Here is a 24,508-nt window from a genome sequence, read left to right on the forward strand (position 1 = left end):
CGCACCTCACGAGTCGTGGAAGGACAGCCGCTCGGTGAGTCGCACGAGCAGCAGCGCGATCGCCCCGAAGCCGAGGAAGAAGATCATCCCTGCGGCCGCGCCCAGTCCGGCGTCGAACGACCCGAACGCGTAGTCCCAGAGCAGGTAGTAGACGTTCGTGGTGGCGTCGGACGGGCCGCCGTCGGTGAGCGTGTTGACCAGGGGGAAGCTCCACTGCGCGGCCAGCAGCAGGGTCATGAGCAGCAGGAACGAGAGAGTGGGGGACAGCAGCGGCAGGGTGATCCAGCGGGTCGTCTGCCAGCGGGTGGCCCCGTCGAGCGACGCCGCGGCCGAGTACTCCGAGTCGATGCCCGCGAGCCCGGCCGCCACGACGAGCGTCGCGAACCCCAGCACGTGCCACCCGGTGACGACGATGATCGCCAGCTGCGCCGTGCCCGGTTCCTGGAGCCAGTTGGTGCTCGTGCCGAGGAGCCGGTTGACCAGGCCACCGAGGGGGTCCAGCATCCACTGCCACACCGCGGCCCCCGCGACCGGTGCCACGAGCATCGGCGCGAACACCAGGGCCTGGTAGAGCGTCGACGCCCGGCCGCGGATCCGGCGCGCCACCAGGCCGACGAGCGTCGGAACCACGAGCGTGAACGGCAGCAACCCCAGGATCAGCACCGCCGTGCGCCCCAGCGCGGCCGGGAAGTCCGGCAGGGCGAACAGACGCTCGTAGTTGGCGAACCCGACGAACTCCGCCGGGCTCGTGGGCAGCAGGTTCCAGGAGAAGAAGGACAGCTGCGCGGTGCCGGCGAGTGGCCGGTAGACCCACACAACGAGCAGCGCCAGCCCGGGGGCGAGGAAGAGATAGGGCGGTGCGGCCCGGGCGATCCGACGGGCGAGCGGGACCGGCACGACGGCCGGTGCGGTCTCCCGCACCGGCGCCGCGACCTCGACGAAGGCGGTCATCCCGGGATCCGTTCGCGCATCCACGCCACCCGCTCGGCGGCGTCGACGTCGTAGACGGGCTCGCCGTCGAGCGGCACCGCGGTGGCGACCGCGGTGCCCTCGAGCAGGTCGATCCGGCTGATCGCGGCGCCCGCGACCCCCCGCAGCCGCCCGGCGGGCGGGAGGACGTCGACCTGGTAGATCAGCGCGGGGGCGGTCCACACGGGGATGCCGGCGAGCACCCCCGCCCCCGCGTGGTGGGCGTGTCCGCAGACGATCATCCGCACGTCCGAGCCCGCCAGGACCTCGGCGAGCTTCTCGGGCTCCCGCAGCCGCAACAGCTCGACCGACGGCACCGGCGAGGGCAGCGGCGGATGGTGCAGGACCAGCACCGTGCCCTCGGGCGCCGGAGTGGCCAGTTCGGCGGCCAGCCACTCCAGCTGGTCCGGTTCGAGGCCGCCGTGGTGGTGCCCCGGGATCGTGCTGTCCAGCGCCACGACCCGTGTCCCACCGGCCCGCACGACGCGATCGGGCGCGCCGAACGCCGCGGTGAACGCGTCGAGCTCGTCGTGATTGCCCATCACCGGCACCACCGGCACGTCGACCGGGTCCAGCAGGCGGCGGAGCGCCGCGTAGGCCTCTGGCGCGCCGTCGGCGGCGAGGTCGCCGGGCAGCACCAGCGCGGCCGGGCGGTCCCCCGCCGCGAGGCGCGCCAGGGCGTGGCGCAGGGTCGCGGCGGAGGCCGGGTCGGCGGTCAGATGGGTGTCGGAGACGACGGCGAACCAGCTTCTGTGTGCGTCCGTCACTTGGTCCCCGTGGGCACGAGCGCCTGCCCCCGCTGCTGGGCCTCGGCCAGCGTCGCCTGCGGGTCGGCGCCCTGCAGCACGACCTTCTCGACGGCGTCCATCATCCCGTCACGGATCTGCAGGTAGTCGGTGCCGGGGAAGGACACCCAGGGCTCCATCCGGTCGAGCTGCTCGATGTTGATCCCGGTGGTCGGGTTGGCGGCGGCCCAGTCCTTCAGTGTCGAGTCCATCAGCCCGGTGCGCAGCGGCAGGTAGCCGATGTTCTTCGCGATGTCGGTGTAGGCCTGGTCGCTGGTCAGGAAGGTGATGAGCTCCCACGCCGCGCGCTGCTCGGCCGGGTCGTCCGAGAGGATGTAGAGCGCGGCACCGGAGTTCGTCGGGACGGACGGGGTGTCGCCGAAGGATGGGGTCGCGGCGCCGCGGAGCTCCCAACCCGCTCCCTTCGCGCCCTTGCCGAAGGTGCCCTGCAGCGCCGACGACTCGAGGATCATGCCCAGGTCACCGCGGGCGAACGCCTCCACGGCCTGCTGCTGGCTGAACTTCGGACTGGCCCCGGACTTCACCATGTCCGCGAGCACCGAGACGGCCTGGACGGCCTGCGGCTCGGCGTACTGCAGCGTGGTGCGGTCCTCGGAGAGCACGCGGCCGCCGTTCGATCGGATGATGCTCTGCAGGCACCAGTCCTTGGCCTGGGTGGTCACGCAGTCCGCGTACGCCCCCTCCTTACCGGTGGCGGCCTTGATCCGGGTGGCTGCGTCCGCGACCTCGGCCCAGGTCGCGGGCGGGTTCGCCGGGTCGAGCCCGGCCGCGGTGAACAGCGAGGCGTTGTAGAAGAGCACCGGCGTGGACAGCACGAACGGCACGCCGTAGGTCGTGCCGTCCAGGTCCCCCAGCGACGCCGCCGCCGGGGCGTAGGGGTTCGCGCCGCCGAAGTTCCGGTCGACGGTCTCGGGCCCGACCAGGTCGTCGAGCGACTTGGCGCCGAGCTGGTCGATGACGAAGCCCATGTCGGAGAAGCCGATCTGGACGACGTCCGGCGCGTTGCCGGTGGCGGCCTGGGTCTGCACGCTCGAGATCGTGTCGGCGGCCGGGTTCGGGCTGGTGCCCTGCGGCTTCTGCGCGGTGACGGCGATGTTCGGGTGCTCGGCGTGGAAGGCGTCGAGCAGCCCGGTGAACGTGTCCGTCCAGGGGCCGGCCTGGCCGAAGTTGTAGGACTCGAAGGTGATCGACACCTGCTGGTCGGGGGCCAGCTCGGGCACGCGTTCGACGGTGCCCGACGCGGTGTCGGCGGAACCACCGACACCGCAGCCGGCGAGCAGCGCCGACGCGGCGAGCACGGCCGTGCCGATACGCGCGGCGAGACGGATGGGACGCACGGTTTCTCCTCGGGTTTCAGACCGCGACGGTGGCGCGGACGGGATCAGGGGTGCGCACCAGCCGGCGACCGCTGGTGGCGCAGAACAGATGGACCCGGTCGGGATCGCAGGTCAGCACGACGGCGTCCCCGACGACGAGGCCGAGTGGGCGCGGGCCGCGCAGGGCGATCCGCCCGCTGCCCACGGTCACGTGGGCGACCTCCTCACCGCCGAGGTTCTCGACGAGCCGGACGGCGCCGCGCCACTCCGGGCCGCGGGCGATCGGTCCGATCCGAAAGTGCTCGGGGCGAACGCCGAGGAGCACATCGCGGCCCGAGGCGTCGTCGCCGGGACCGAGCGGAACGTCGACACCGTCTCCGATGGCCCGCAGCTCCCCGTCCGCGCCGCGCAGCTCGGCGGGTAGCAGGCCGATGGCCGGAGCGCCGATGAACCCGGCGACGAAGGTCGAGGCGGGGGAGTCGTAGACCTCCTCGGGTGTCCCGACCTGCTCCAGCCGGCCACCGTTCAGCACAGCGACCCGAGTGGCCATCGTCATCGCCTCGACCTGGTCGTGGGTGACGTAGACGAACGTGGAGCGCAGCCGGCGGTGCAGGTCGGTCAGCTCGGCCCGGGTGGCCGTGCGCAGGGTGGCGTCGAGGTTGGACAGCGGCTCGTCGAGCAGGAAGGCGCCGGGGTCGCGGACCAGGGCCCGGCCGAGCGCCACCCGCTGGCGCTGCCCGCCGGAGAGCGCCCGTGGCCGCCGGTCCAGCAGCCGCTCGAGGCCGAGCACCGAGGCGACCTCGGCGACCTTCGCGTCGATGTCCCTACGCCGCCGCGTGCGCAGCGGGAAGCCGATGTTCTTCGCCACGGTCAGGTGCGGGTAGAGCGCGTAGCTCTGGAAGACCATGGCCAGGTCCCGCTCGCGCGGCTCGGCGGCCGTGATGTCGCGGCCGTCGAGCAGGATCCGCCCGCCGGTCGGCGGGGTCAGCCCGGCGATCATCCGCAGCAGGGTCGACTTGCCGCAGCCGGACGGGCCCAGCAGGACGAGGAACTCGCCGTCGGCCACGTCGAGCGAGATGCCGTCGACCGCGGTCACGTCCCCGAAACGGCGGGTCAAGCCCTCGATCTGGATGCGGCTCACGGTGGCTCCTTCGGGGTGGTCGGGACAGGCGGATGTCAGCAGCGTGGAATGGACCGCAGGTGAACGGCGGGTCTCGGGAGTACGGAGGGGAGCCACCGGCAGACCCGGCGCACGGCCCGAGACCTGCGACGATCGGCGTTCGTGGAATGTCGATCGATACTCAGAGGTCGAGCACGAGTCGCGGTCCGCGGGCCCGGGAGACACAGATCATCATCACGTCGCCCGCCGCACGGTCGGCATCGTCGAGCACGGAGTCACGGTGTTCGGGCTCGCCGGCGAGCACCACGGTCTCGCAGGTGCCGCAGGTGCCTTCGCGGCAGGACTGCACCACGTCGACCCCGACGGCCTCGACCGCGGCGAGCAGACTGGTCCCGGTCGGGACCGGTACCGTCACGCCGCTGCGCTCCAGCACCGCCTCGAACGGCCGCTCCGGGAGGTCGACGTCGGTCGGGGCGAACCGCTCGACGTGCGCGGCGGGGCAGACCTCCAGCAGCGCGTCGAGCATCGGGGCCGGGCCACAGCCGTAGACCTCTGCACCCGGCACACCGTCCACGGCGGCGCGCAGGTCGAGCAGACCGCCCGCCTGCACGGTGACCCGGGGATCCCCGCAGAGGCGGTCGAGGTAGGCCATCGACCCCCGCGAGCGGCCGCCGTAGAGCAACCGCCAGTCGGCTCCCGCGGCCTTCGTGGCCTCGATCATCGGCAGGATCGGGGTGATCCCGATCCCGCCCGCGACGAACACGTAGCTCGACGCCGGGACCAGCGGGAAACGGTTGCGTGGGCCGCCGACCTCCACCCGGTCGCCCACGGCGAGCCGGTCGTGGACGAACACCGAGCCGCCGCGACCGTCCGCCTCGCGCAGCACGGCGATCCGGAACCCGGGACCGCACAACGAGTACTGCCGGACGAGCCCGGGCGCCAGGTGGAGGTCGACGTGCGAACCGGGCGTCCAGTCGGGCAGGTCCGGCCCGGACAGCTCGAGCTCCACGACGCCGTCGGCGACCGTCCGCCGGGAGGTGATCTCACACAACACGAGCCGGGACGTTAGGGCGCGGACGTCGCGCTGCGGTCCGCGAGCGCGAACGGCGATCGTGTGATCGGTTCGGCACAGCGTGGCGGCATCGCCCGTGAGCAGCGGATTCACCCGGTCGTGGGTCTGCTGGTCACGGATCGTTCGTCTGGGGAACCCCTGGTCGTCGATCCCCGACGACGCACGCGGCCTACCGTCGCGGCGCACCGTCGGGGAGAGGGAGCACATGGAGTTCCGGTACCTGCGTTCTTTCCTGGCGATCGCCGAGGAGCTGCACTTCGGCCGGGCCGCGCAACGGCTGCACCTGGCCCAGCCCTCGCTGTCGCAACAGCTGCAGCGACTCGAGCGCGACGTCGGGGTGGAGCTGGTGCGGCGCAGCTCCCACGAGGTCCGGCTGACCCCGGCCGGCGAGGCGTTCCGCGAGGAGGCCCGCAAGCTCCTCGACCAGGTCGAACGTGCCGTCGCCGCGGCCAACGCCGTCGCGATGGGCCGCGCGGGCACCCTGAACATCGGGTTCAACTTCCCGGCCGGGCAGGACGTCCTGCCCGCCACACTCGCGGCACTCAACGCCGAGCATCCCCGGGTGCAGACGCAGCTGTGGGAGCGGCGGACCGGCCCACAGCTGGAGGGAGTCCTGTCCGGGGAGTTGGACGTCGGGTTCGTGTACGGACGCCCGGTCAGCCCGGACCTGGCGTCGACTGAGCTGATGACGGTCCCGGTCGTGGCGGTGGTGGGGGAACGGCACCCGTGGGCGGGCCGGGAGGCCGTGCCGATGCGGACGCTCGACCGCCAACCGTGCCTGCTCTTCCGCCGCGAGCAGAGTCCGGCGATGCACGACGCCATCATCGGCGCCGCCAGCCAGGCGGGCATCAAGCTGACGGTCACCGCCGAGGTCGACGACCCGGTGGCGACCGGCGTGCTGGTCTCGGCCCGCCAGGTGATCGGGTTCGCGTCGGCCTCGAGGGCGGCGCGCGCGCCTGCGCAGGGGCTCGTCGCGGTACCGCTCACCGCCCCGTCGCCCACCCTCGCGCTGCACGTCGTGTGGCGGGCCGAGGATCGAACACCGCTGGTCGACGCCCTGCTCAGTGCCATCCGGATCGCGGGTCCGTTCACCTTCACCTGGCCGGACCAGCGGCGATAGGTCGCGCCCATCGCCCGGTTGGGAACCGCTCCTTGCCCCGGTTCGGAACGGTCCGCCACGGTGACGGCGACAACCGGGTGATCGACGACCGGTCGCCTGCGAGGGGAGGTGCCCGTGCGGCTCACGGTGCTCGGATGCCGGTCGGGGATGCCGGCCGAGGGACAGGCCAGCTCCGGCTACCTGGTCGAGACGGAGGAGCGGACGCGCCTGCTGCTCGACTGCGGCCCGGGGGTCGCGACGGTTCTGACCGCCGAGGATCCGGTGCTCGACGGGGTCGTGATCAGCCACCTCCACTCCGATCACTGCTACGACCTCCTGCCCCTGGGCAAGGCGCTGCTCTACCGCCGACTCCAGGAAGCGATCGGCGAGCGAGCCGGGGACCCGGTGTCCGCCGCGCGGCACCTCGACCTGGGCGGCCCGCGGCTCCCGCTGTACGTGCCCCAGGGCGGGCGCGCCGTGCTCGACCGGCTCGCCTCGCTCTTCCCGGTCACCACGATGCCGCTGCTGGACCGGGTCTTCGACCTGGCCTTCGACGTCGTCGAGTACGCCTCGGGCGACGAGATCGAGATCGCCGACGCCCGCGTCTCGCTGCACCCGCTGCGGCACGTTGCCGCGAACTGTGGCGTCCGGGTCGACACCGCCCGCTCGTCCCTGGCCTACACCGGGGACACGGGCGTCACATCCGCCCTGGCCCCGCTCGCCGCGGGCGTGGACCTGCTGCTCGCCGAGGCCACCCTGGCCGTGACCGACACGGGCCCGCACGGTCACCTCTCCGGAGCCGACGCCGGTGCGGCCGCGGCCGAGGGTGGCGTCGGCGAGCTCGTCCTCACCCACTTCGTCTCCTCCGACCCCGCCTGGCTGCAGGCCCGCCGCGACGACGCGGCCGCGGCCTACCCGGGCCCGATCCGCACGGCCGAACCGGGCCTGCGCGTCGACACCCGCCCGGCAGCGGCGCCGGCCACCCGGGGCTGACGCCCAGGCCTTCCTCGCGGTGGCCGATGGTCGGCTCCGCGCGCTCCGCCGTGGTGCCGATGGTCGGCTCCGCGCGCTCCGCCGTGGTGCCGATGGTCGGCTCCGCGCGCTCCGCCTCCGGGAGGCCCTCGTGACCGCCGTCCTCAATCCGTCCCTCGTCAGCCTGCGCGACCGTGGCGGGATCGCCGCAGAGATCCTGCACGGGCTGGACGCCGCCGGTGAGCGCCCGGTCCTCGCCGCGCTGCCGCACGCCGGGTCGGGCGCGACCCGACCGTCCCACGGGGCCCGCTGGGTCGACCTGACCGGCCGCGAGCTCGCCGATCGGGTCCGGGCCGTCGCATGTGGTCTGCGCACCGACGGCGTCCGGCGCGGGGACCGGGTCGCCCTCGTCGGCGGGAACAGTCCGGACTGGATCGTGCTGGACCTGGCCGTGCTCGCCGTGGGCGCGATCACGGTGCCGATCTACCCCACCGCGTCGCGGATCCAGGTCGAGCACGTCCTCGCCGATTCCGGGGCGACGCGGGTCTTCGCCGAGACCCCGGCACAGGTGGAGCTGTCCGGCGGCGAGCCGTTCGCCGAGGCCGTCGCCCGGCTGTCGGTCGGAGAGGCCGCGCCGGTGTCCGTCGGGGACACGCCGGAGATCGACGAGATCAGCGCCGACGACATCGCCACGATCGTCTACACGAGCGGCACCACGGGCGTGCCCAAGGGGTGCGTCCTCACCCATCGGAACCTGTTCGCAGCGGCCGGCAACGTCGTGGCCTACCTGCCCGAGCTGTTCGCGCGTGACGATGCCTCCACGCTGCTCTTCCTGCCGCTGTCCCACGTGTTCGGCCGGGTCAGCGCGTTGGGCTGCCTGTGGGCCGGCGTGCGGACGGGGCTGCTGGCGTCGGCCGCCGAGCTGGCCGCCGAGCTGCCGCGGTTCCGGCCGTCCTTCCTGGTGCTGGTGCCGTACGCGCTGGAGAAACTCCGCAAGGGCGCGCGAGCGGGCGGACTCACCCCGGAGCTGGAGGCCGAGGCCGTCGCAGCCGGCGCCGCGTGGTCCGGACCCGCCGCCGAGATGTTCCGGGCCGCCCTCGGCGGCAGGCTCGACCACGTGATCTGCGGCGGGGCCCCGCTCGACCCGACCACCGCCGCGTTCACGGCGGCGTTGGGCGTGCAGGTGCTGGGCGCCTACGGCCTCACGGAGTCGACCACCGTCGTCAGCATGAGCTCGCCGTCCGCGGTCAGGCCCGGCCGGGTCGGCCGACCCCTGCCCGGGTGCGAGGTGCTGATCGCCGACGACGGGGAGATCCTGGTCCGCGGCGAGCAGGTCTCGCCCGGGTACTGGCCGCTCGCCGGGGAGCCCGAGACGTGGTTGCACACCGGTGACCTCGGCGAGGTCGACCGTGACGGGTTCCTGGCGATCACCGGGCGGCGCAAGGAGATCATCGTGACCAGCGGCGGCAAGAACGTCGCGCCCGAGCCCCTGGAGGACCGGATCCGGCTGCACACCGGGGTCGCGCACGCGGTCGTGATCGGGGAGGGTCGGTCGTACGTGACCGCCCTGGTCTTCCCGGAGCCGGGGGCGACCCTGGACGACGCCGCCGTCGAGGCCGCGGTGAACGACGCCAACACGCTGGTCAGCCGGGCCGAGTCGATCCGTCGCTGGCGGATCGTGGACGGGGCGCTGTCCGTCGCCGGCGGCACCCTCACCCCCAGCCTCAAGCTGCGCCGAACCGCGATCGCCGAGCGCTACACCGCGGACATCGCCGCCCTCTACACCTGAACGAGCGCTCTCTCGCTCACACCAGCTGAGCGAGGGTGCCCCTCGTTCGTCCGGGCCGATGCGCACGAACGGCACCCCCGTGCGGCAGGTCTGCACGAGAGTGCCGTTCCTGCATCAGGTCAGGAGGACGCGGCGCCCATCCAGGCCACGTAGTCGAGCTCGACGCGCCCGAGCAGCACGTCCGCGTCGTCGTGGAGGAGAGCGAGGCCCGCGAGCTCGAAGCGTCCGGCGTGGCTACCCATCAGCACCGCGTCGATCGCCTTCTGCTCGAGCGTGGCGCGCGCCCGGACGCGGCCGTTCGCGGGCTTGAGGAACGCGATCCTGGACGAGCGGAGCACGAACCCCTGCAGCTGCGTGATGCGCGGCGCCATGGCGCCGGCGAATGCCGCCGCCCCGGCCACCTCGGCGGCGAGGAACAGGGCGCCGGCGTGCACGGTGCCGAAGTGGTTCTGAAGCTCGGGGCGGACGGGCAACTCGGCCTGCCCGTGGTCCGGCGCCAGCTCGGTGACGCGGACGCCGACGTGGTTGCAGAAGGGGACCATCGTGTCGACGGTCCGGCGGAGCTGCTCGAGATCGACGGCGCCGCCCGTGGCGGCGAGGCCCGCGACGACGGCGGCCAGCGGATTGGACTGCGCTGATGTCTGGGTAGCCATGCCGACCATTACCGCCGGATCGCGTGGCCAACAGGTGAACAGCGGTCTCCAGAATGACGACGAATACGCGGGATCGACACGGCGAAATGTGCAGGTGATCGGGGTGGTGCATGACCCGATAGCTCGACCCCATCGTGCGCCGGACGCCGTTGACTTCCATTCCGCGCGGCCGTAGACATTTTTCCCGTACCGCTTGCGAGCCCTGTGCCGTTCCTGCCCCGTCGACGGCGACGGTGACCCATCTCCAGCCGGATCGGCCGTCACCTTCGGGGAGCTGACGAGAAGTCATGAACGAGCCCTACGACGCGATCGTGGTCGGCGCGCGCTGCGCCGGCTCGCCCGTCGCGATGCTGCTGGCCCGGCGCGGGCACCGCGTGCTGGTCGTCGACCGCACCGCGCTGCCTGCCGACACGGTCTCCACCCACTACCTGCAGCAGTACGGGCTGGCCCGGCTGCAGGCCTGGGGGCTGCTCGACGAGGTGCTCGCCACCGGCGCCACCCCGATCACCCGCATGACGATCTCCTACGACGACGCCGTGATCGCCGGGTTCGCCGACCCGATCGACGGCATCACCGCGACGCTGGCCCCGCGGCGCACCGCGCTCGACCCGGTCCTGCTGCGCGCCGCCGAGGCCGCGGGCGCCGAGATCCGCCTCGGCGTCACGCTGCGGGACCTGGTCGTCGAGGACGGCGTGGTGCGCGGCGTCCGCCTGCAGACCGCGGACGGTGAGCTGGTCGAGGAGCGCGCCCGGGTCGTCGTCGGTGCCGACGGCGCCCGGTCCCGGGTCGCCGAGGCGGTCGGGGCAGGTGCCTACGACGTCGTCGAGCCGGCCTGCTTCATCTACTACAGCTACTGGGACGGCGTGCCGGACACCGGCTTCCACAGCCGCATCGGGCTGAACCAGCAGCAGGTGGGGCTGTGGCCGACCAACGACGGCCGCACCCTCGTCGCTGTGATGCGCACGCGGGACCGGTACGCGGAGTTCCGCCGGGACGTCGAGAAGAACTTCCACGAGGTGATCGAGCAGGTCGTGCCGGACCTCGCCGAGCAGGTCCGCGCGGGCGAGCAGGCCGAGCGCTTCACCGGCATCCGCTACCCGGACAACTACTACCGCGTCTCCGCGGGTCCGGGCTGGGCGCTGGTCGGGGACGCCGGCTACCACAAGGACCCCTTCACCGGGAAGGGCATCTCCGACGCCTTCACCCACGCCGAACTGCTGGCCGACCGGATCGCCGAGGGGCTCGCCGGGCGCCCGATGGGCGACGCGCTCGCCGAGTACACGAAGGTCCGCGACGCGGAGACCCAGGGCGCCTACCGCTTCACCACGATGATCTCCGACCTGGACCTGTCGCCGGAGCTGCAGGGCCTGTTCCGCGCCGTGAGCGGCAACGAGCCCGCCACTCGCCAGTTCCTGTCCATGGTCGGCGGCGGGATCAGCGGCGAGGAGTTCTTCGCCCCCGCCAACATCGGCTCGATCATGGCGGCAGCCTGATGTACGACCTCGTGGTGATCGGGGACAGCTTCGCCGAGGGACGCGGAGACCCCGACGGGTCCGGCGGGTTCGTCGGCTGGGTCCCGCGGGTGGCGCACCGGCTGGGCCTGCGCGAGGTGCTCAACCTCGGCGCGTACGGCGCGACCACGCAGGACGTCGTCGACCAGCAGCTGGACAAGATCGCCGACGTCGAGACCCCGCTGCTGGGCGTGGCCGTCGGCGGCAACGACCTGGTCCGCGCCTACGACCACGACGGCTTCCGGCGCAACCTCACGACGATCTTCGACGCGGTCGTGGCCCCCGGGCGGCGCCTGTTCACCCACGACTACCCGGACATCCCCGGCAAGCTCCCCGGGGTCCCGGAGGAACACCGCACCGCGCTGCGGGCCCGCTTCGCCGAGGCCAACACCTTCCTCGCCGCGCTCTGCGCCGAGCGGGGCGTGGTCCGCTACGAGCTGTCCACCGCGGCGCTCTGCGCGGACCCCGACATGTGGTACCCCGACGGCATCCACCCCTCCTCGCTCGGCCACCGCACGATCGCCGACGAATTCGCCACCTTGCTCTCCTGAATTCTTCCGGGCATTCCCGATTCGCCCGCGCGAATCGTCCCCGTGGGTTGCCGAAATGACGCTGAAAAGAGGACGCGTGTCCGATTCCCCGGCCCGGGTCGGCCGCCGCACGGCGGACGAACCCATCGCGATCATCGGTATGGCGGGCCTGTTCCCGATGGCCCGGAACTACCGCGACTACTGGCAGAACATCCTCGACGCGGTCGACTGCACCTCCGAGGTCCCGAAGACGCACTGGCGCCCCGAGGACTACTTCGACCCCACGCCCTCGACCGAACCCTCGCACCCGGACACCACCTACTGCACCCGCGGCGGGTTCGTGCCCGAGACCCGGTTCTCGCCGGGCGAGTTCGGGTTGCCGCCGAACCAGCTCGAGGTGACCACCACCGTCCAGCTGCTCAGCCTGGTCGTCGCACGCGACCTGCTGCGGGACGCCGGCGCGGTCACCGACACCGGGAACGCCGCCTGGTACGACCCCTCCCGCACGGGGGTGACGCTGGGCGTGACCGGCCCGATGCCGCTGACCCACCCCATGGCGGCGCGACTGGAGACCCCGGTGCTCAAGGAGGTCGTGCGCAGCTGCGGGCTGTCCGATGCCGACGCCGAGGCCATCGCGCAGAAGTACCTGATGGCCTTCCCGCCGTGGGAGGAGAACACCTTCCCCGGCCTGCTCGGCAACGTGACCGCGGGTCGGATCGCGAACCGCTTCGACCTCGGCGGGATGAACTGCGCGGTCGACGCCGCGTGCGCGAGCTCCCTGTCCGCGCTGCGCATGGCCGCGGCCGAGCTGGCCGAGGGCCGCGCCGACCTGATGATCACCGGCGGCTGCGACACCGAGAACACGGTCTTCGGCTACATGTGCTTCTCGCGCACCCAGGCACTGTCGAAGAGCGGCCGGATCAAGCCGTTCGACGACACCGCGGACGGCACACTGGTCGGCGAGGGCATCGGGCTGCTGGCGCTCAAGCGGCTGGCCGACGCCGAGCGCGACGGTGACCGGGTCTACGCGGTCGTCCAGGGCATCGGCTCCTCCTCCGACGGGCGCTTCGGCAGCATCTACGCACCGCGGGCGTCCGGCCAGGAGCTGGCGCTGCGGCGCGCGTACACCGACGCCGGGTTCTCGCCGGCGTCGGTCGAGCTGTTCGAGGGCCACGCGACCGGCACCGCGGTGGGCGACCGGACCGAGCTCACCGCGCTCGGCGCCGTCCTCGGCGAGGCCCTCGAGGAGAGCGGGCTCGAGGAGAGCGGTGGGGCCGAGCGCGGGTACGCCGCGATCGGCAGCGTGAAGTCCCAGATCGGGCACACCAAGGGCGCGGCGGGCACCGCCTCGCTCATCAAGCTGGCGTTGTCGCTGCGGCACAAGGTGCTGCCGCCCACGATCAACATCGCCGAGCCGAACAAGGCGTTCGAAGGCCACGCGCTCTACCCGAACACCGTGACCCGCCCGTGGATCCGCGACCCACGGCGGCCGGTTCGCCGGGCGGCCGCGTCCGCGATGGGCTTCGGCGGCACCAACTTCCACGTCGTGCTGGAGGAGGCCGGCCCCGACCGGCCGCCGACCGCCCACCGCGGTCCGCGGGCGCACGTGTGGCACGCGGCCGACCGCGCCTCCCTCGTCGCGGCACTGGACGGGCCGCCGTCCGACGGCGAGATCCCGGCCGGGCACGCCCGCATCGGGTTCGCGTCCCGGACCGATGAGGAGGCCGCCTCGTTGCGCGCGCTCGCCGCGTCCCTGCTGCGCGGGTCGACCGAGGAGAGCTTCTCGCACCCGAAGGGCATCCACTTCCGCGCCGCAGCGCTGCCCGAGCTCCGGGTGGCGGCGCTGTTCGCGGGGCAGGGTAGCCAGTACGTCGAGATGGGGCGGCAGGCCGCGATCGACCTCCCACCGGTCGGGGCCGCGTTCGACGCCGCCAACGCCGGCTTCGGCGACGCCGGCTCGGACACCCTCGCCGCCGCCGTCTTCCCGCCGCCGACGTTCGAGGCCGGCGCGGAGGCCGCGCGCGAGGAGGCGCTGCGCCGCACCGAGTACGCCCAGCCCGCGATCGGGGCGCTGGCCGCGGGCCAGTACGAGGTGCTGCGCTCCTTCGGGTTGGCGCCGGAGGGCTTCCTCGGGCACAGCTACGGCGAGCTCGCCGCCCTCTGGGCCGCGGGGTCGCTGTCCGACACCGACTTCCACACCCTGTCCCGGGCCCGCGGCCGTGCGATGGCGCCGCCCGCTGTCGGGGGCTACGACCCGGGGACCATGGCGGCCGTCTCGACGGCGCGCGAGGTCGTCGAGGAGGTCCTCGCCGGGATCGACGGGGTCGTGGTGTGCAACCACAACGCGCCGTCGCAGGTGGTGATCGGGGGGTCGGCGGCGGCCGTCGCCGCCGCGGTCGCCGAGTTCTCGGCGCGCGGAGTGTCGGCCACGGAGCTGCCGGTCGCCGCGGCCTTCCACACCTCCCACGTGGACCATGCGGTCGAGGCCTTCCGCGCCGCCGTCGCGAGGGTGGAGATCGGGGCGCCTTCGGGCCTGCTGGTCGCCAACTCGCCGGGCGCCGAGTACGGCGCCGAGGTCGAGGCGAACCGCGCGGTGCTCGCCGAGCAGCTGCGCAAGCCGGTCGAGTTCGTCGCCGGGCTGGAGCGGCTGGCCTCCGCCGGGACGACGGTGTTCGTCGAGTTCGGTCCGAAGCGGGTGCTGACCGGCCTGGTCGAGCGGACGCTGGGGGAGCGGGCGGTCGCGATCGCCACGGACGCGGGTCCATCGGGGGACTCCGCCGTCGCCCTGCTCGGCGCCGCCGTGCAGCTCGTGGTGCTCGGCGCACCGCTGAGCGGGCTCAACCGCTACGCCGCGGAGCCGTTCGCCGAGGTCGAGCCGAAGGGCATGACGGTGACGCTCACCGGCATGACCTACCGGCCCGAGTCCCGCACCGCCGCCTACCGGGAGGCGCTGACGGCCGGCTACACGGTCACGCTGCCTGCCGCCCCGGCCGCACCGGTCACGGGGTCCACCCTTCCGCCCACCGACGAGCCCCCTGCGACCCCCGCGCCGGGTGCGGCGCTCCCCACCGGCGCCCCCGTGCCGAGCGCCGGGACCACCGCCGCCGCGGCGGTCGCCCTGTCCGGCGCGCCCGCACCCCTCCCGCCCGTCGGAGCGCCGACCGCGTCCGAGACCCCGCTCGCAGGCGACCCGCTCGCCGAGCACGTCGACCTGCATGCGCGCTACCTCGACAGCCAGCTCAGAATCACGCAGGGCCTGGTCGACGTGCTGCGCGCCCAGGGATCCGAGGTCGACCCGCAGGTGCAGGCCGGCGTCCGCGCGGTCGCCGACTCCGCACTCGCGATCAGCCGCGGCCACACCCACGCCAACGAGGTGCTCTCCCGCATGACGGGGCTGGCGGGGGGCACGGGCGGCTCGGCCCTCGGGCTCCGCGACGCCCCGGCAGCGGACCTGGTGCCTGCCCAGAACCGTCCGACAGGGCTGACGGCGGGGGTGAACGGGAACGGATCCGGTGCCGTCGCCGACCCGTCCGCCCTGGCCGGCGCCGGGACGGCGACGGATCTGTTCAGTACCCCGACCGCGACCCCGATCGACCCGAGCCCGGCCGCTGCCCCCAGCCCCGGGCCGGTTGCCCCATCGCCGGGTGAGACCGCCACCAGCACCACCATCGCACCCGCGCCCGCCGGTGAGGCGCCGAGCACCGGACCGGACGCCGCGGCCGTGCGCGCCGCGCTGCTGACCGTGGTCTCCGAGAAGACCGGTTACCCGGTGGAGATGGTCGAGCCGGGGATGGACCTGGAGACCGATCTCGGGATCGACTCGATCAAGCGGGTGCAGATCCTGGGTGCGGTCGCCGAGCGGGTCCCGGGGCTGCCGCAGGTGGGGCCGGAGCAGCTCGCGGAGCTGCGGTCGGTCGACGACATCGTCGGCGTACTCGCCGACGCCCCCGCCGCGGCGTCGGGCGCCTTCACCGCAGCGACGGGCGCCCCGGCGCCGTCCTCCGGGGTGGACCCCGACGCCGTGCGCAGCGCGCTGCTGGAGGTCGTCTCGGAGAAGACCGGCTACCCGGTCGACATGATCGAGCCGGGCATGGACCTGGAGACGGACCTGGGGATCGACTCGATCAAGCGGGTGCAGATCCTGGGTGCCGTCGTCGAGCGTGTCCCCGGGGTCACCGCGGTCGGCCCCGAGCAGCTCGCGGAGCTACGCTCGGTCGACGACATCGTGGGAGTGCTCGCCGGTGCCCCGGCAGCGGAGCCCGGGGCCGTCGCCGAGCCCGAGCAGGCCCCCGAGACCAGCACCGACACCCGACCGCACCGCTTCACGATCGACCTCGCGCCGCTCCCGCCGATCGACCGGCTCGCCGCACCCTTCGCGGAGCAGCCGGTGGCGTGGATCGTCGAGTGCGACACCTCCGCGCCCGCGGCGTTGGTCGACGGCCTGTGCGGTCGCGGCTGGACCGTCGTGACCGGGGGCGAGCGGCCGGAGAGCCTGGACGCGGTGCTCGTGCTGGCGGGCCCGCACGTCCCGGCCGAGCAGCTGCTCACCGACGCGGTGCTGACCGCGGGCGCGACCGTGCAGGCCCTGCGGTGCACCGCCGAGAGCTCCCGCGCGGCCTTCCTCACCGTCACCCGCGTCGACGGCGGGCTCGGCCACCGCGGCACCGCCGAGCTCGGGCTCGCCCTGCAGGGCGGCCTGACCGGGCTGGCCAAGACCCTCGCCCGCGAGGCGCCCACCGTGTTCGCCCGCGCCCTCGACGTCGCGCCGGGGCTCGACGACACCGCGCTCGCGGACGTCGTCCTCGCCGAGCTGCACGACCCGGACCTGGTCGCCGAGGTCGGCGTCGACGCCGACCGCGCCCGCTGGACCCCGGTCCGCACCGACCACGGCCCCGCCGGTGTCACGCCCGGGGAGCCCGGCCTCACCGCGGACGACGTCGTGCTCGTCACCGGCGGCGGCCGCGGCGTGACCGCCACCTGTGTGATCGCCCTGGCCCGGTCCCTCTCGGCGGCAGGGCGCGTCCCGGCGGAGTTCCTGCTGCTGGGCCGCACGACCGGTGTCGACGAGCCCGAGCCCGCGTGGGCCGCGGGTGTCGCCGACGACGGCCTCAAGACCGCCCTGATCACGAACCTCCGCAACGGGACCGGTGGCTTCGGGCCCAAGGAGGTGGAGCGCGAGGTCGCCGCCCTGCGGGCGCGGCGCGAGATCCGCTCCACCCTGGACGCGGTCCGCGCGGCCGGTGCCCGGGTGCGGTACCTCAGCGCCGACGTCGCCGACGCCGCCGGTGTCCGCGCCGCCCTCGGCGACGACGCCCGCCGGGTCACCACCCTCGTCCACGGCGCCGGCGCACTGGCCGACGCCGCCCTGCCGGACAAGACCGCCGAGGCCGTCGGCCGGGTGATCGGGCCGAAGCTCGGCGGGCTCCGCGCGGTCCTCGACGCGGTCGAGACCTCGCCCCGGGTCGTCGTGTTCGGCTCGGTCGCCGGTGTCCTCGGCAACCCGGGCCAGGCGGACTACGCCGCGGCCAACGAGGCCCTCGACCGCGCGGCCGCCACGCTCAGCCAGAAGGGGCAGCGAGGCACCGCGATCCACTGGGGCGCCTGGGACGGCGGGATGGTCACGCCGGAGCTCAAGGAGCTGTTCGCGGCCCGCGGGGTCGCACTGCTCGACCCGACCACCGCTGCCGCGGCCTTCGTCGAGGAGATCGGCAACGGCGCCCGATCGGTGCTGGTGGCGCCCGGCGGCGCGCTCGCCCCGGTGGCGCCGGAGCCCGTCCGGGCGGTCACGGTCCGCCGCGAGACCCACCGGCTGACCCGGGACGCCGTCGTCGCCGACCACCGGATCGGCGCGCACCCGGTGCTCCCGCTGTCCGCCGCGATCGGCTGGATGGCGCGCACGGCCGAACGGATCCACCGCGACCTGCGGGTCGTCGGGCTGCGGGACGTCGGGGTACATCGCGGGATCGTGCTCGACGGCAGCGAGCCCGGCGAGCTGGAGCTGACGCTCGACGGCGGGACGGTCGAGGGCGGCACTCCCACGCTGCACGCTCGCATCACCAGCGGCGGCACCCAGCACGGAGGGTCGACTCCGCACGCTCCGTCCCAGCCCCACTTCGGTGCCACCCTGCTGCTCGCCCCCGGCCCGACGGTCGCGCCGACCGCAGAGCCGTGGGAGCCCACGACCGGCGACGACGGTCTGCAGGTCTACCGGGACGCCGACCTCTTCCACGGCCCGCTGCTGCAGGGTCTGCGTCGGGTGGTGGAGAAGGAGCTCGCGGGTTCGACCAGCGGTGGCGCGAAGGAGCCGACCCGGTTGGTCGCGGAGTGCGAGCTCGACGACACCCCGCTCGCCGGGGGCGGCTGGGCCGCCGAGCTGCACAGCCCGGTCCTCGGCGACGTCGTGCTGCAGGTCGCGTCGGTCCTCGGGGTCTGGCACCTGCAAGCCGGCTGCCTGCCGCTGTCGGTCGGTGCGGTCGACCTCTACGCCCCGATCCCGGCGGGCACACCGTTCCGGGTGACTGCCGACGGCCTCCGCCCGACGAGCGGCGGGGTCACCGTGAACGCCACGGTCACCGACCCCGAGGGCCGGATCCTGCAGCGCTGGCGGGACGTCGGCGCCGTGAGCACCCCGGACATGGCCGCCAAGTTCGCCGAAGCGGTCCGGGCCCGGAACGAGGAGGGTTCCCGATGAGCACCGGGTTCGAGGAGATCACCTTCGAGGGCGAGCCCTTCGACGCCCTCGCCGGCGTCCCCGGTCCGCAGCCGGGGATCGGGACGGTCGAGGAGCGAGTGGCTCCCGTCCGAGACGCGAACCGTGCGCAGATGGCGGGGGTCCCGAGCGACTCCGCCGAGGCCCTCGCCGCCCGCCTGGTCGGGGAGCTGCGGGCCGAGCTCGTGGCTGCGCACCGCTCCGCCATCGAGGTCCAGGCCGCGTGGCAGGAGGCGGCGCTGGCCGCGCTCCGCGGCGGTCGCCCCGTGCCGGCGGCCGCCCCGGTCCAGGCCGGCATCACCCGGGCCCCGGCTGCCGCCGTCGGTCAGGCGGCCCTCACCGCCGCCCCGCCCCGCCTCGCTCTGAACCCCGCGCGCTTCCGGCCGGAGGGCGGGCTGGAGCCCCTCGCCCCGGCCCTCGTCACCACCCTCGACGCCGCCGCCCTCGAGCAGCTGCGGCGCGGTGATCTGGCCGCCGTGTTCGGCCCGCGCCATGAGCGCGGCGAGCCCGGCCCGAGCCTCGACGGTGGTCCGCTGCGGGCCGTCACCGAGCTGCGGCCGGGCGGTCCCGTCGGCGTCGCGGTCCTTCGCGGTGTCGCCGCCCCGCCCGCCGACGCCGCCGAGCTGCGCGGCCTGGCCGCGCAGGTCGCGCAGGTGATCGCGGGCTGGCTGGGACTGCCGACCGTGGTTCCCGCGGCCCGGTTCGCGGTCGAGGGCGGCGAGGTCCTGCCCGAGGCCACGGGAGCCTCACAGGCCCCGGAGATCGAGCCGGAGATCGAGCCGGAGATCGAGACGGAGGTGGTGGTGCGCGCCGAGGTCACCGCGGCCGACCTGCTGCCGCGGCCCTGGGTGCGGGTCGACGTCGAGCTGTGCCCGGGCGGCCTGGTCCGTGGGCTCACCGTCACCGTCCGCGAGGAGCCGGGCACCCCGCTCGGCACCCGCCGCGGTGGCAACCCGCCCGCCCTGCCGGTCCGGCGTGGCGTGACCGGCGCCCTCGCCGTCGTCGACGAGCTGGCGCTGGCGACTGCGTCCGTGGGCGATCTGCAGATGGCGCTGGGGCCCGAGTTCGCGCGGTACGAGCGGGTCCGCGCGACCCGGCCGCCCGCGGGAGGGCTCCGCCTGGTCGGTCGGGTCATGGAGGTCGACGGCAGGCGCGGCGATCTGACCCGCGGCGTCGGCGAGACGGAGTACGACTCCGCCGCCGACGCCTGGTACTACGGCGCCGCGCCCGGCCCGAGCGTGCCGAACGTGATCCTCATGGAGACGTCGCTGCAGTCGGCGCTGCTGCTCGGCTACCACCTCGGCGCCACGCTCACCGACCCCGAGGAGAACTACAGCCTGCGCAACCTCGACGGCAGCGCAACCCTGCACCGCGAGGTCGACCTGCGCGGGCGCACGATCGTCCAGCGCTCCGAGCTCCTGTCGACGACGGTGCTCTCGGGTGCGGTGCTGCAGGGCTTCTCCTACGAGCTGTGGCTCGACGGCGAGGACCGCTCGCAGGTCGGCCCGTTCTACTCCGGCCGCTCGCTGTTCGGCTTCTTCAACGCCACCGCCCTGGCCAACCAGACCGGTCTGGACAACGGCACGTTCGTCCCGACCTGGCTGGAGCAGCATCCCTCGCCGGCGCGGACCGTCCCGGGTGGGCGGACCGGCGCCTCCGGCGAGCTGGACCTGGTGCGCGACCTGGAGGTCGTCGACGGGGGCGGCGTGCACGGGCAGGGCTACGTCCGAGCCCGGCGGACCGTCCACGAGGGCGACTGGTTCTTCGCCCGGCACTTCCACCTCGACCCGGTCATGCCCGGCTCGCTCGGCGTCGAGGCGGTGATCCAGGCACTGCAGGAGTGGTTGGTGGACACGGGTGCGGTGGGCGAGCTGGCCGAGCCGGAGTTCGTCGTCCCCGCCGGCGTCGAGCTGGCCTGGCGCTACCGGGGCCAGATCCTCGCGAAGGACGGGGAGATGACCCTCGAGGTGCACGTCACGCGGATCGAGCGGCGGCCGGGTCGGGTGCGCGTCGTCGCCGACGCCTCGGTCTGGAAGCCGGGCCTGCGCATCTACGAGCTGACCGACGTCGCCGCCGAGGCGCGTGAGAAGGGAGCGCCGGCATGGTGACCACCGAGATCACGACGGCGGGCCTCACCGGGCCCGACCTGACGGCCTTGTCCCGCGGCGAGCTGCTCGCCCGGACCGCGGACGACCTCTACCGCGTCCTCGCCGACCTCGACCGGCCGGTGTACGTGGTCCGGGACGAGCGCGGCGTCGGTGCGACGAACGAGGCGGCCGGGGCGCGCCGCCCCGGCGTGCAGGTGCTCGCGTCCGCGGGGCCGCTACCCCCGGCCCGGCTGGGCGCCCCCGCGTTCCGCCGCACCCACGGCGTCCGGCTGGCCTACCACGCCGGCGCCATGGCGCACGGCATCGCGTCTGCGGAGATGGTCACGGCGCTGGCCCGGACGGGCGTCCTGGCGAGTTTCGGCGCGGCAGGACTCGTCTCCGAGAAGGTCGACGCCGGACTCACCGCGATCACCCGGGGCGCGCCGGGCAAGCCGTTCGCCTGCAATCTGATCCACAGCCCCAGCGAGCTCGCCATGGAGCGGTCCACCGTCGACCTCTGTGTGAGGCACGGCGTGACGGCGGTCGAGGCGTCCGCGTTCCTCGAGCTGACGCCCGAGGTCGTCCGCTACCGGGCGCTCGGGCTGTCCCGCGCCGCCGACGGGTCCACCCGGATCGGGCACCATGTCGTGGCGAAGGTGTCGCGGACCGAGATCGCCGAGCTGTTCCTCGCACCGGCGCCCGAGCCGATCCTGCGCCGGCTGGTGGAGGAGGGGCGGATCACCGCCGAGCAGGCCACCCTCGCCCGGGGGGTCCCGATGGCGGACGACATCACCGCCGAGGCGGACTCCGGCGGCCACACCGACCGCCGCCCGCTGCCCGTCCTGCTCGGCGAGCTGCTCCGGCTCCGCGACCGCCTGAACCCGCGCGTGCGGATCGGCGCGGCGGGCGGGATCGGCACCCCGGAGGCCGCCGCCGCGGCCTTCGCCCAGGGCGCCGACTACGTCGTGACCGGCTCGGTCAACCAGGCGTGTGTCGAGTCCGGGCAGTCCGCGATCGCCAAGGAGCTGCTCGGGCAGGCCGGGGTGACGGACTGCGAGATGGCGCCGTCGAGCGACATGTTCGAGCTCGGCGTCGACGTGCAGGTCCTGCGCCGCGGCACGATGTTCCCCTCCCGCGCCCGGCGGCTCCACGACCTCTACCGCCGCCACGACGGTCTCGACGACCTGCCCGCCGCCGAGCGGGAGTCCCTCGAACGCACCGTGTTCCGCCGCCCGCTCGAGGACGTGTGGGCGGACACCGTCGACTACTTCACCCGTCGCGACCCGGACCAGATCGCCCGTGCCGCCGAGAACCCCAAGCGCCGGATGGCGCTGGTGTTCCGCTGGTACCTCGGGCTGTCGTCGAACTGGGCGGCGGCCGGGGTCGCCGACCGCGCCGCCGACTACCAGATCTGGTGCGGCGCCGCGATGGGCGCAGCCAACACCTGGCTCGCCGGCACCCCGCTCGAACCCGTCGGCGCCCGCACCGTGAGCGGGATCGCCGAGAACCTCATGCGGGGCGCGGCCTTCCACAGCCGCGTCACCACCCTGCGCCTCGCGGGCGTCACCCTGCCCGCCGGGTGCGCCGCTCACCGACCGGAGATCCTGCCGTGACCGAGACCCTGCCCGCCCCGCCGATCCCCCGCCCCGAGACCCCGCGCAGCGTCGACTGGGTGCTGTGCCGCTCCTGCGACGCCATGGTCTACGCCAATCGGCTGCAGCGCGCCGCCGCTGTCTGCCCCGAGTGCGGCCACCACAGCCCGCTGACCGCGCCCGAGCGGCTGGTCCAGCTGCTCGACGTGGGCTCTGCCGAGGCCCTCTCCGTCGACGTCCCGGACGCCGACGTCAGCGACATCCTCGCCTTCGTCGACTCCCAGCCCTACCCCGACCGGCTGCGCGACGCTCGTCGCCGCACCGGACTCGACGAGGCCGTGCTCTGCGCGCGCGGCCGCATCGCCGGGCACCCGGTCGTCGTCGCCGCCATGGACTTCCGGTTCCTCGGCGGGTCGCTCGGTGCGGCCGTCGGCGAGGCGATCACCCGGGCCTGCGAGGTCGCGGAGGCCGAGCGGACACCGTTGCTGCTGGTCAGCGCCTCGGGCGGGGCGCGGATGCAGGAGGGCATCCTCGCCCTGATGCAGATGGCCAAGACGAGCCAGGCGCTGCGCAGGCTCGACGAGGCCGGGGTGCTCACGATCTCGCTGATCACCGACCCGACCTACGGCGGCGTCGCGGCCAGCTTCGCCACCCTGTGCGACGTGATCGTGGCCGAGCCCGGTGCCCGGCTCGGCTTCGCGGGCCCGCGGGTCATCGCCCAGACCATCGGCGAGACGCTGCCCGCGGGCTTCCAGACCGCCGAGTACCTCCTCGAGCACGGCATCATCGACCTCATCGCGCCCCGCGCCGAGCTGCGCGGCGCGCTGGCGAAGCTGCTCGCCGTCGGCGGCGGCGCGGCCGAGGTGACCGACGAACCGGCGTCGGTCCTGGTCCGGGACGCGGCGCAGCTCCCCGAGCGGCACCCGTGGGAGGCCGTGCGCGCCGCCCGCCGGTTCGGCCGCCCCACCACGCTGGACTACGCGAACCTGCTGCTCGAGGACTTCACCGAACTGCACGGCGACCGGATGGCCGCCGACTGCTCCGCGATGATCACCGGTCTCGGCCGGCTCGACGGGATGCCGGTGGTGCTCGTCGGCACGCAGAAGGGCCGCACCCCCGCGGAGCTGCCCAAGCGCAACTACGGCATGCCCACTCCGGCCGGGTACCGCAAGGCCGCGCGCGCGATGCGGCTCGCCGGGAAGCTGGGCCTGCCGGTGGTCAGCCTGGTCGACACCTCCGGCGCCTTCCCCGGTGTCGCGGCGGAGGAGCAGGGCCAGGCCGTGGCCATCGCCGAGAACCTGCGGTTGCTGTCCGGCCTGCCCGTGCCGGTGGTCGCGGTGGTGACGGGCGAGGGCGGCAGCGGCGGCGCCCTCGCCCTCGCCGTCGCGGACGAGGTCCTGATGTGCGGGGACGCCGTCTACTCGGTGATCACCCCGGAGGGCTGCGCCTCCATCCTGTGGAAGGACGCGGGCGCCGCGCCGCGCGCGGCCGAGGCCCTGCGGGTCGACGCCCGCTCACTGCTGGACCTCGGCGTGGTCGACGGCGTGGTGCCGGAGGCCGAACACGGCGATCACCTGGCCGCCGCGGAGAACCTCGGGTCCGCGCTGGTCGGCAGCCTGCTGCCGCTCTCGCGCATGGACCGCGCGACCCGCCTCGCCCGCCGCCACGAGCGGTTCCGCCGTTACGGCGCCCCCCACATCGGAGAGACGGCATGAGCGAGTTCACGAGCGGATCGTCGGTACGGTCCGAGCTCGAGACGGTCCTCGCGACCCTGCACCGCACCGCGTCCGCCATGGCCGCGGATGCCCACCCGCCCGCCAGGATCAAGCTGGGTGCCGCGGGCGTGACCCTGGAGTGGGACCTGGTGGCGGTCGGAGCCGCGGACCACACCCCGAGCGCCCGGCCCGTCCCGATCGGGGGAGGCGTGCCCGCCCCCGTCGTCGCTGCGGTGCCCGCCTCCGCCGCACCGGCGCCCACCGGCGCGGTCGGAGGCGCCGTGAGCGGCGGTGCCGCCGTGGTGACCGCGCAGCACACCCTGACCGCCCCGACCGTCGGCGTGTTCTACCGCGCCCCGGAGCCGGGCGCGGCCCCGTTCGTCGACACCGGCGACCTGGTCACCCCCGGGCAGCAGGTGGGGATCGTCGAGGCGATGAAGCTGATGATCCCGGTCGAGGCGGAGCGCGGCGGCCGGGTCGTCGAGGTGCTCTGCGCGGACGCGACCGCCGTGGAGTTCGGCGCCCCGCTGTTCGCGCTGGCGGCCCAGAGCGGTTCGGCGGAGTAGCG

The 24,508-nt window shown here is 74.3% G+C and carries 16 protein-coding genes; 10 read left to right on the top strand and 6 right to left on the bottom strand.

The window, feature by feature from the left end; all coding sequences use genetic code 11:
* Positions 1-6: 6 nt before the first annotated feature.
* The 5 genes from ACL02T_RS01035 to ACL02T_RS01055 form a co-directional block, all read right to left on the bottom strand.
* Positions 7-951, bottom strand: coding sequence for a carbohydrate ABC transporter permease (locus ACL02T_RS01035; RefSeq protein WP_412828696.1), 945 nt, complete (start codon positions 949-951; stop codon positions 7-9).
* On the bottom strand, positions 948-1,736 hold the full coding sequence (locus tag ACL02T_RS01040; RefSeq protein ID WP_412828697.1) for a metallophosphoesterase: 789 nt from the start codon (positions 1,734-1,736) through the stop codon (positions 948-950). The genes ACL02T_RS01035 and ACL02T_RS01040 overlap by 4 nt, the downstream gene beginning before the upstream one ends.
* The gene (locus ACL02T_RS01045) at positions 1,733-3,112 is read right to left on the bottom strand and encodes an ABC transporter substrate-binding protein (protein WP_412828698.1); all 1,380 of its coding nucleotides are present in this window, start codon (positions 3,110-3,112) and stop codon (positions 1,733-1,735) included. Before ACL02T_RS01045 ends, ACL02T_RS01040 begins: the two co-directional genes overlap by 4 nt.
* Positions 3,113-3,128: 16 nt before the next feature.
* Entirely contained in the window at positions 3,129-4,232 is a 1,104-nt protein-coding gene (locus ACL02T_RS01050; protein ID WP_412828699.1) for an ABC transporter ATP-binding protein, read from the bottom strand.
* A 160-nt stretch (positions 4,233-4,392) separates the two neighbouring features.
* Positions 4,393-5,265, bottom strand: a complete 873-nt coding sequence (locus ACL02T_RS01055) for a PDR/VanB family oxidoreductase (protein WP_412828700.1) — start codon at positions 5,263-5,265, stop codon at positions 4,393-4,395.
* Positions 5,266-5,488: 223 nt separating this feature from the next.
* On the opposite strand from ACL02T_RS01055, the gene ACL02T_RS01060 reads away from it, so the two are divergent.
* The 3 genes from ACL02T_RS01060 (at position 5,489) to ACL02T_RS01070 (ending at position 9,143) form a co-directional block, all read left to right on the top strand.
* Entirely contained in the window at positions 5,489-6,403 is a 915-nt protein-coding gene (locus tag ACL02T_RS01060; RefSeq protein WP_412828701.1) for a LysR family transcriptional regulator, read from the top strand.
* 114 nt (positions 6,404-6,517) lie between these two features.
* On the top strand, positions 6,518-7,375 hold the full coding sequence (locus ACL02T_RS01065; RefSeq protein ID WP_412828702.1) for an MBL fold metallo-hydrolase: 858 nt from the start codon (positions 6,518-6,520) through the stop codon (positions 7,373-7,375).
* A 130-nt stretch (positions 7,376-7,505) separates the two neighbouring features.
* Positions 7,506-9,143, top strand: a complete 1,638-nt coding sequence (locus ACL02T_RS01070) for an AMP-dependent synthetase/ligase (protein WP_412828703.1) — start codon at positions 7,506-7,508, stop codon at positions 9,141-9,143.
* Between the two features lie 119 nt (positions 9,144-9,262).
* Here ACL02T_RS01070 and ACL02T_RS01075 read toward each other — a convergent pair whose 3' ends face one another.
* Positions 9,263-9,796 carry a YiiD C-terminal domain-containing protein gene (locus ACL02T_RS01075; protein WP_412828704.1) on the bottom strand — a complete coding sequence of 178 codons (534 nt, stop codon included), beginning with the start codon at positions 9,794-9,796 and terminating at the stop codon, positions 9,263-9,265.
* A gap of 287 nt (positions 9,797-10,083) precedes the next feature.
* On the opposite strand from ACL02T_RS01075, the gene ACL02T_RS01080 reads away from it, so the two are divergent.
* The 7 genes from ACL02T_RS01080 to ACL02T_RS01110 all read left to right on the top strand — a co-directional run bounded on the left by ACL02T_RS01080 (position 10,084) and on the right by ACL02T_RS01110 (position 24,506).
* Positions 10,084-11,289, top strand: a complete 1,206-nt coding sequence (locus ACL02T_RS01080) for an NAD(P)/FAD-dependent oxidoreductase (protein ID WP_412828705.1) — start codon at positions 10,084-10,086, stop codon at positions 11,287-11,289.
* The gene (locus ACL02T_RS01085) at positions 11,289-11,858 is read left to right on the top strand and encodes an SGNH/GDSL hydrolase family protein (protein ID WP_412828706.1); all 570 of its coding nucleotides are present in this window, start codon (positions 11,289-11,291) and stop codon (positions 11,856-11,858) included. The genes ACL02T_RS01080 and ACL02T_RS01085 overlap by 1 nt, the downstream gene beginning before the upstream one ends.
* A 76-nt stretch (positions 11,859-11,934) precedes the next feature.
* Positions 11,935-18,528, top strand: a complete 6,594-nt coding sequence (locus tag ACL02T_RS01090) for a beta-ketoacyl synthase N-terminal-like domain-containing protein (protein ID WP_412828707.1) — start codon at positions 11,935-11,937, stop codon at positions 18,526-18,528.
* Positions 18,525-20,654 (top strand): beta-ketoacyl synthase, encoded by a 2,130-nt coding sequence (locus ACL02T_RS01095; RefSeq protein ID WP_412828708.1) that lies wholly within the window; start codon positions 18,525-18,527, stop codon positions 20,652-20,654. The genes ACL02T_RS01090 and ACL02T_RS01095 overlap by 4 nt, the downstream gene beginning before the upstream one ends.
* Positions 20,648-22,246, top strand: coding sequence for a PfaD family polyunsaturated fatty acid/polyketide biosynthesis protein (locus ACL02T_RS01100; protein ID WP_412828709.1), 1,599 nt, complete (start codon positions 20,648-20,650; stop codon positions 22,244-22,246). Before ACL02T_RS01095 ends, ACL02T_RS01100 begins: the two co-directional genes overlap by 7 nt.
* Complete coding sequence (accD, locus tag ACL02T_RS01105; RefSeq protein WP_412828710.1) at positions 22,243-23,940, top strand: acetyl-CoA carboxylase, carboxyltransferase subunit beta; 1,698 nt, start codon at positions 22,243-22,245, stop codon at positions 23,938-23,940. Before ACL02T_RS01100 ends, accD begins: the two co-directional genes overlap by 4 nt.
* Positions 23,937-24,506: an acetyl-CoA carboxylase biotin carboxyl carrier protein gene (locus tag ACL02T_RS01110; protein WP_412828711.1), complete on the top strand. Its 570-nt coding sequence runs from the start codon at positions 23,937-23,939 to the stop codon at positions 24,504-24,506. Before accD ends, ACL02T_RS01110 begins: the two co-directional genes overlap by 4 nt.
* Positions 24,507-24,508: the final 2 nt, after the last annotated feature.

Source organism: Pseudonocardia oceanicola (genome assembly GCF_047200735.1).
Classification (GTDB): domain Bacteria; phylum Actinomycetota; class Actinomycetes; order Mycobacteriales; family Pseudonocardiaceae; genus Pseudonocardia.

Bases quoted from the DNA above. Each gene is read 5' to 3' on its own strand.
- ACL02T_RS01035 (WP_412828696.1), bottom strand. From the start codon at position 951: ATGACCGCCTTCGTCGAGGTCGCGGCGCCGGTGCGGGAGACCGCACCG.
- ACL02T_RS01060 (WP_412828701.1), top strand. From the start codon at position 5,489: ATGGAGTTCCGGTACCTGCGTTCTTTCCTGGCGATCGCCGAGGAGCTG.
- ACL02T_RS01075 (WP_412828704.1), bottom strand. From the start codon at position 9,796: ATGGCTACCCAGACATCAGCGCAGTCCAATCCGCTGGCCGCCGTCGTC.
- ACL02T_RS01080 (WP_412828705.1), top strand. From the start codon at position 10,084: ATGAACGAGCCCTACGACGCGATCGTGGTCGGCGCGCGCTGCGCCGGC.
- ACL02T_RS01085 (WP_412828706.1), top strand. From the start codon at position 11,289: ATGTACGACCTCGTGGTGATCGGGGACAGCTTCGCCGAGGGACGCGGA.
- ACL02T_RS01095 (WP_412828708.1), top strand. From the start codon at position 18,525: ATGAGCACCGGGTTCGAGGAGATCACCTTCGAGGGCGAGCCCTTCGAC.
- ACL02T_RS01100 (WP_412828709.1), top strand. From the start codon at position 20,648: ATGGTGACCACCGAGATCACGACGGCGGGCCTCACCGGGCCCGACCTG.
- ACL02T_RS01110 (WP_412828711.1), top strand. From the start codon at position 23,937: ATGAGCGAGTTCACGAGCGGATCGTCGGTACGGTCCGAGCTCGAGACG.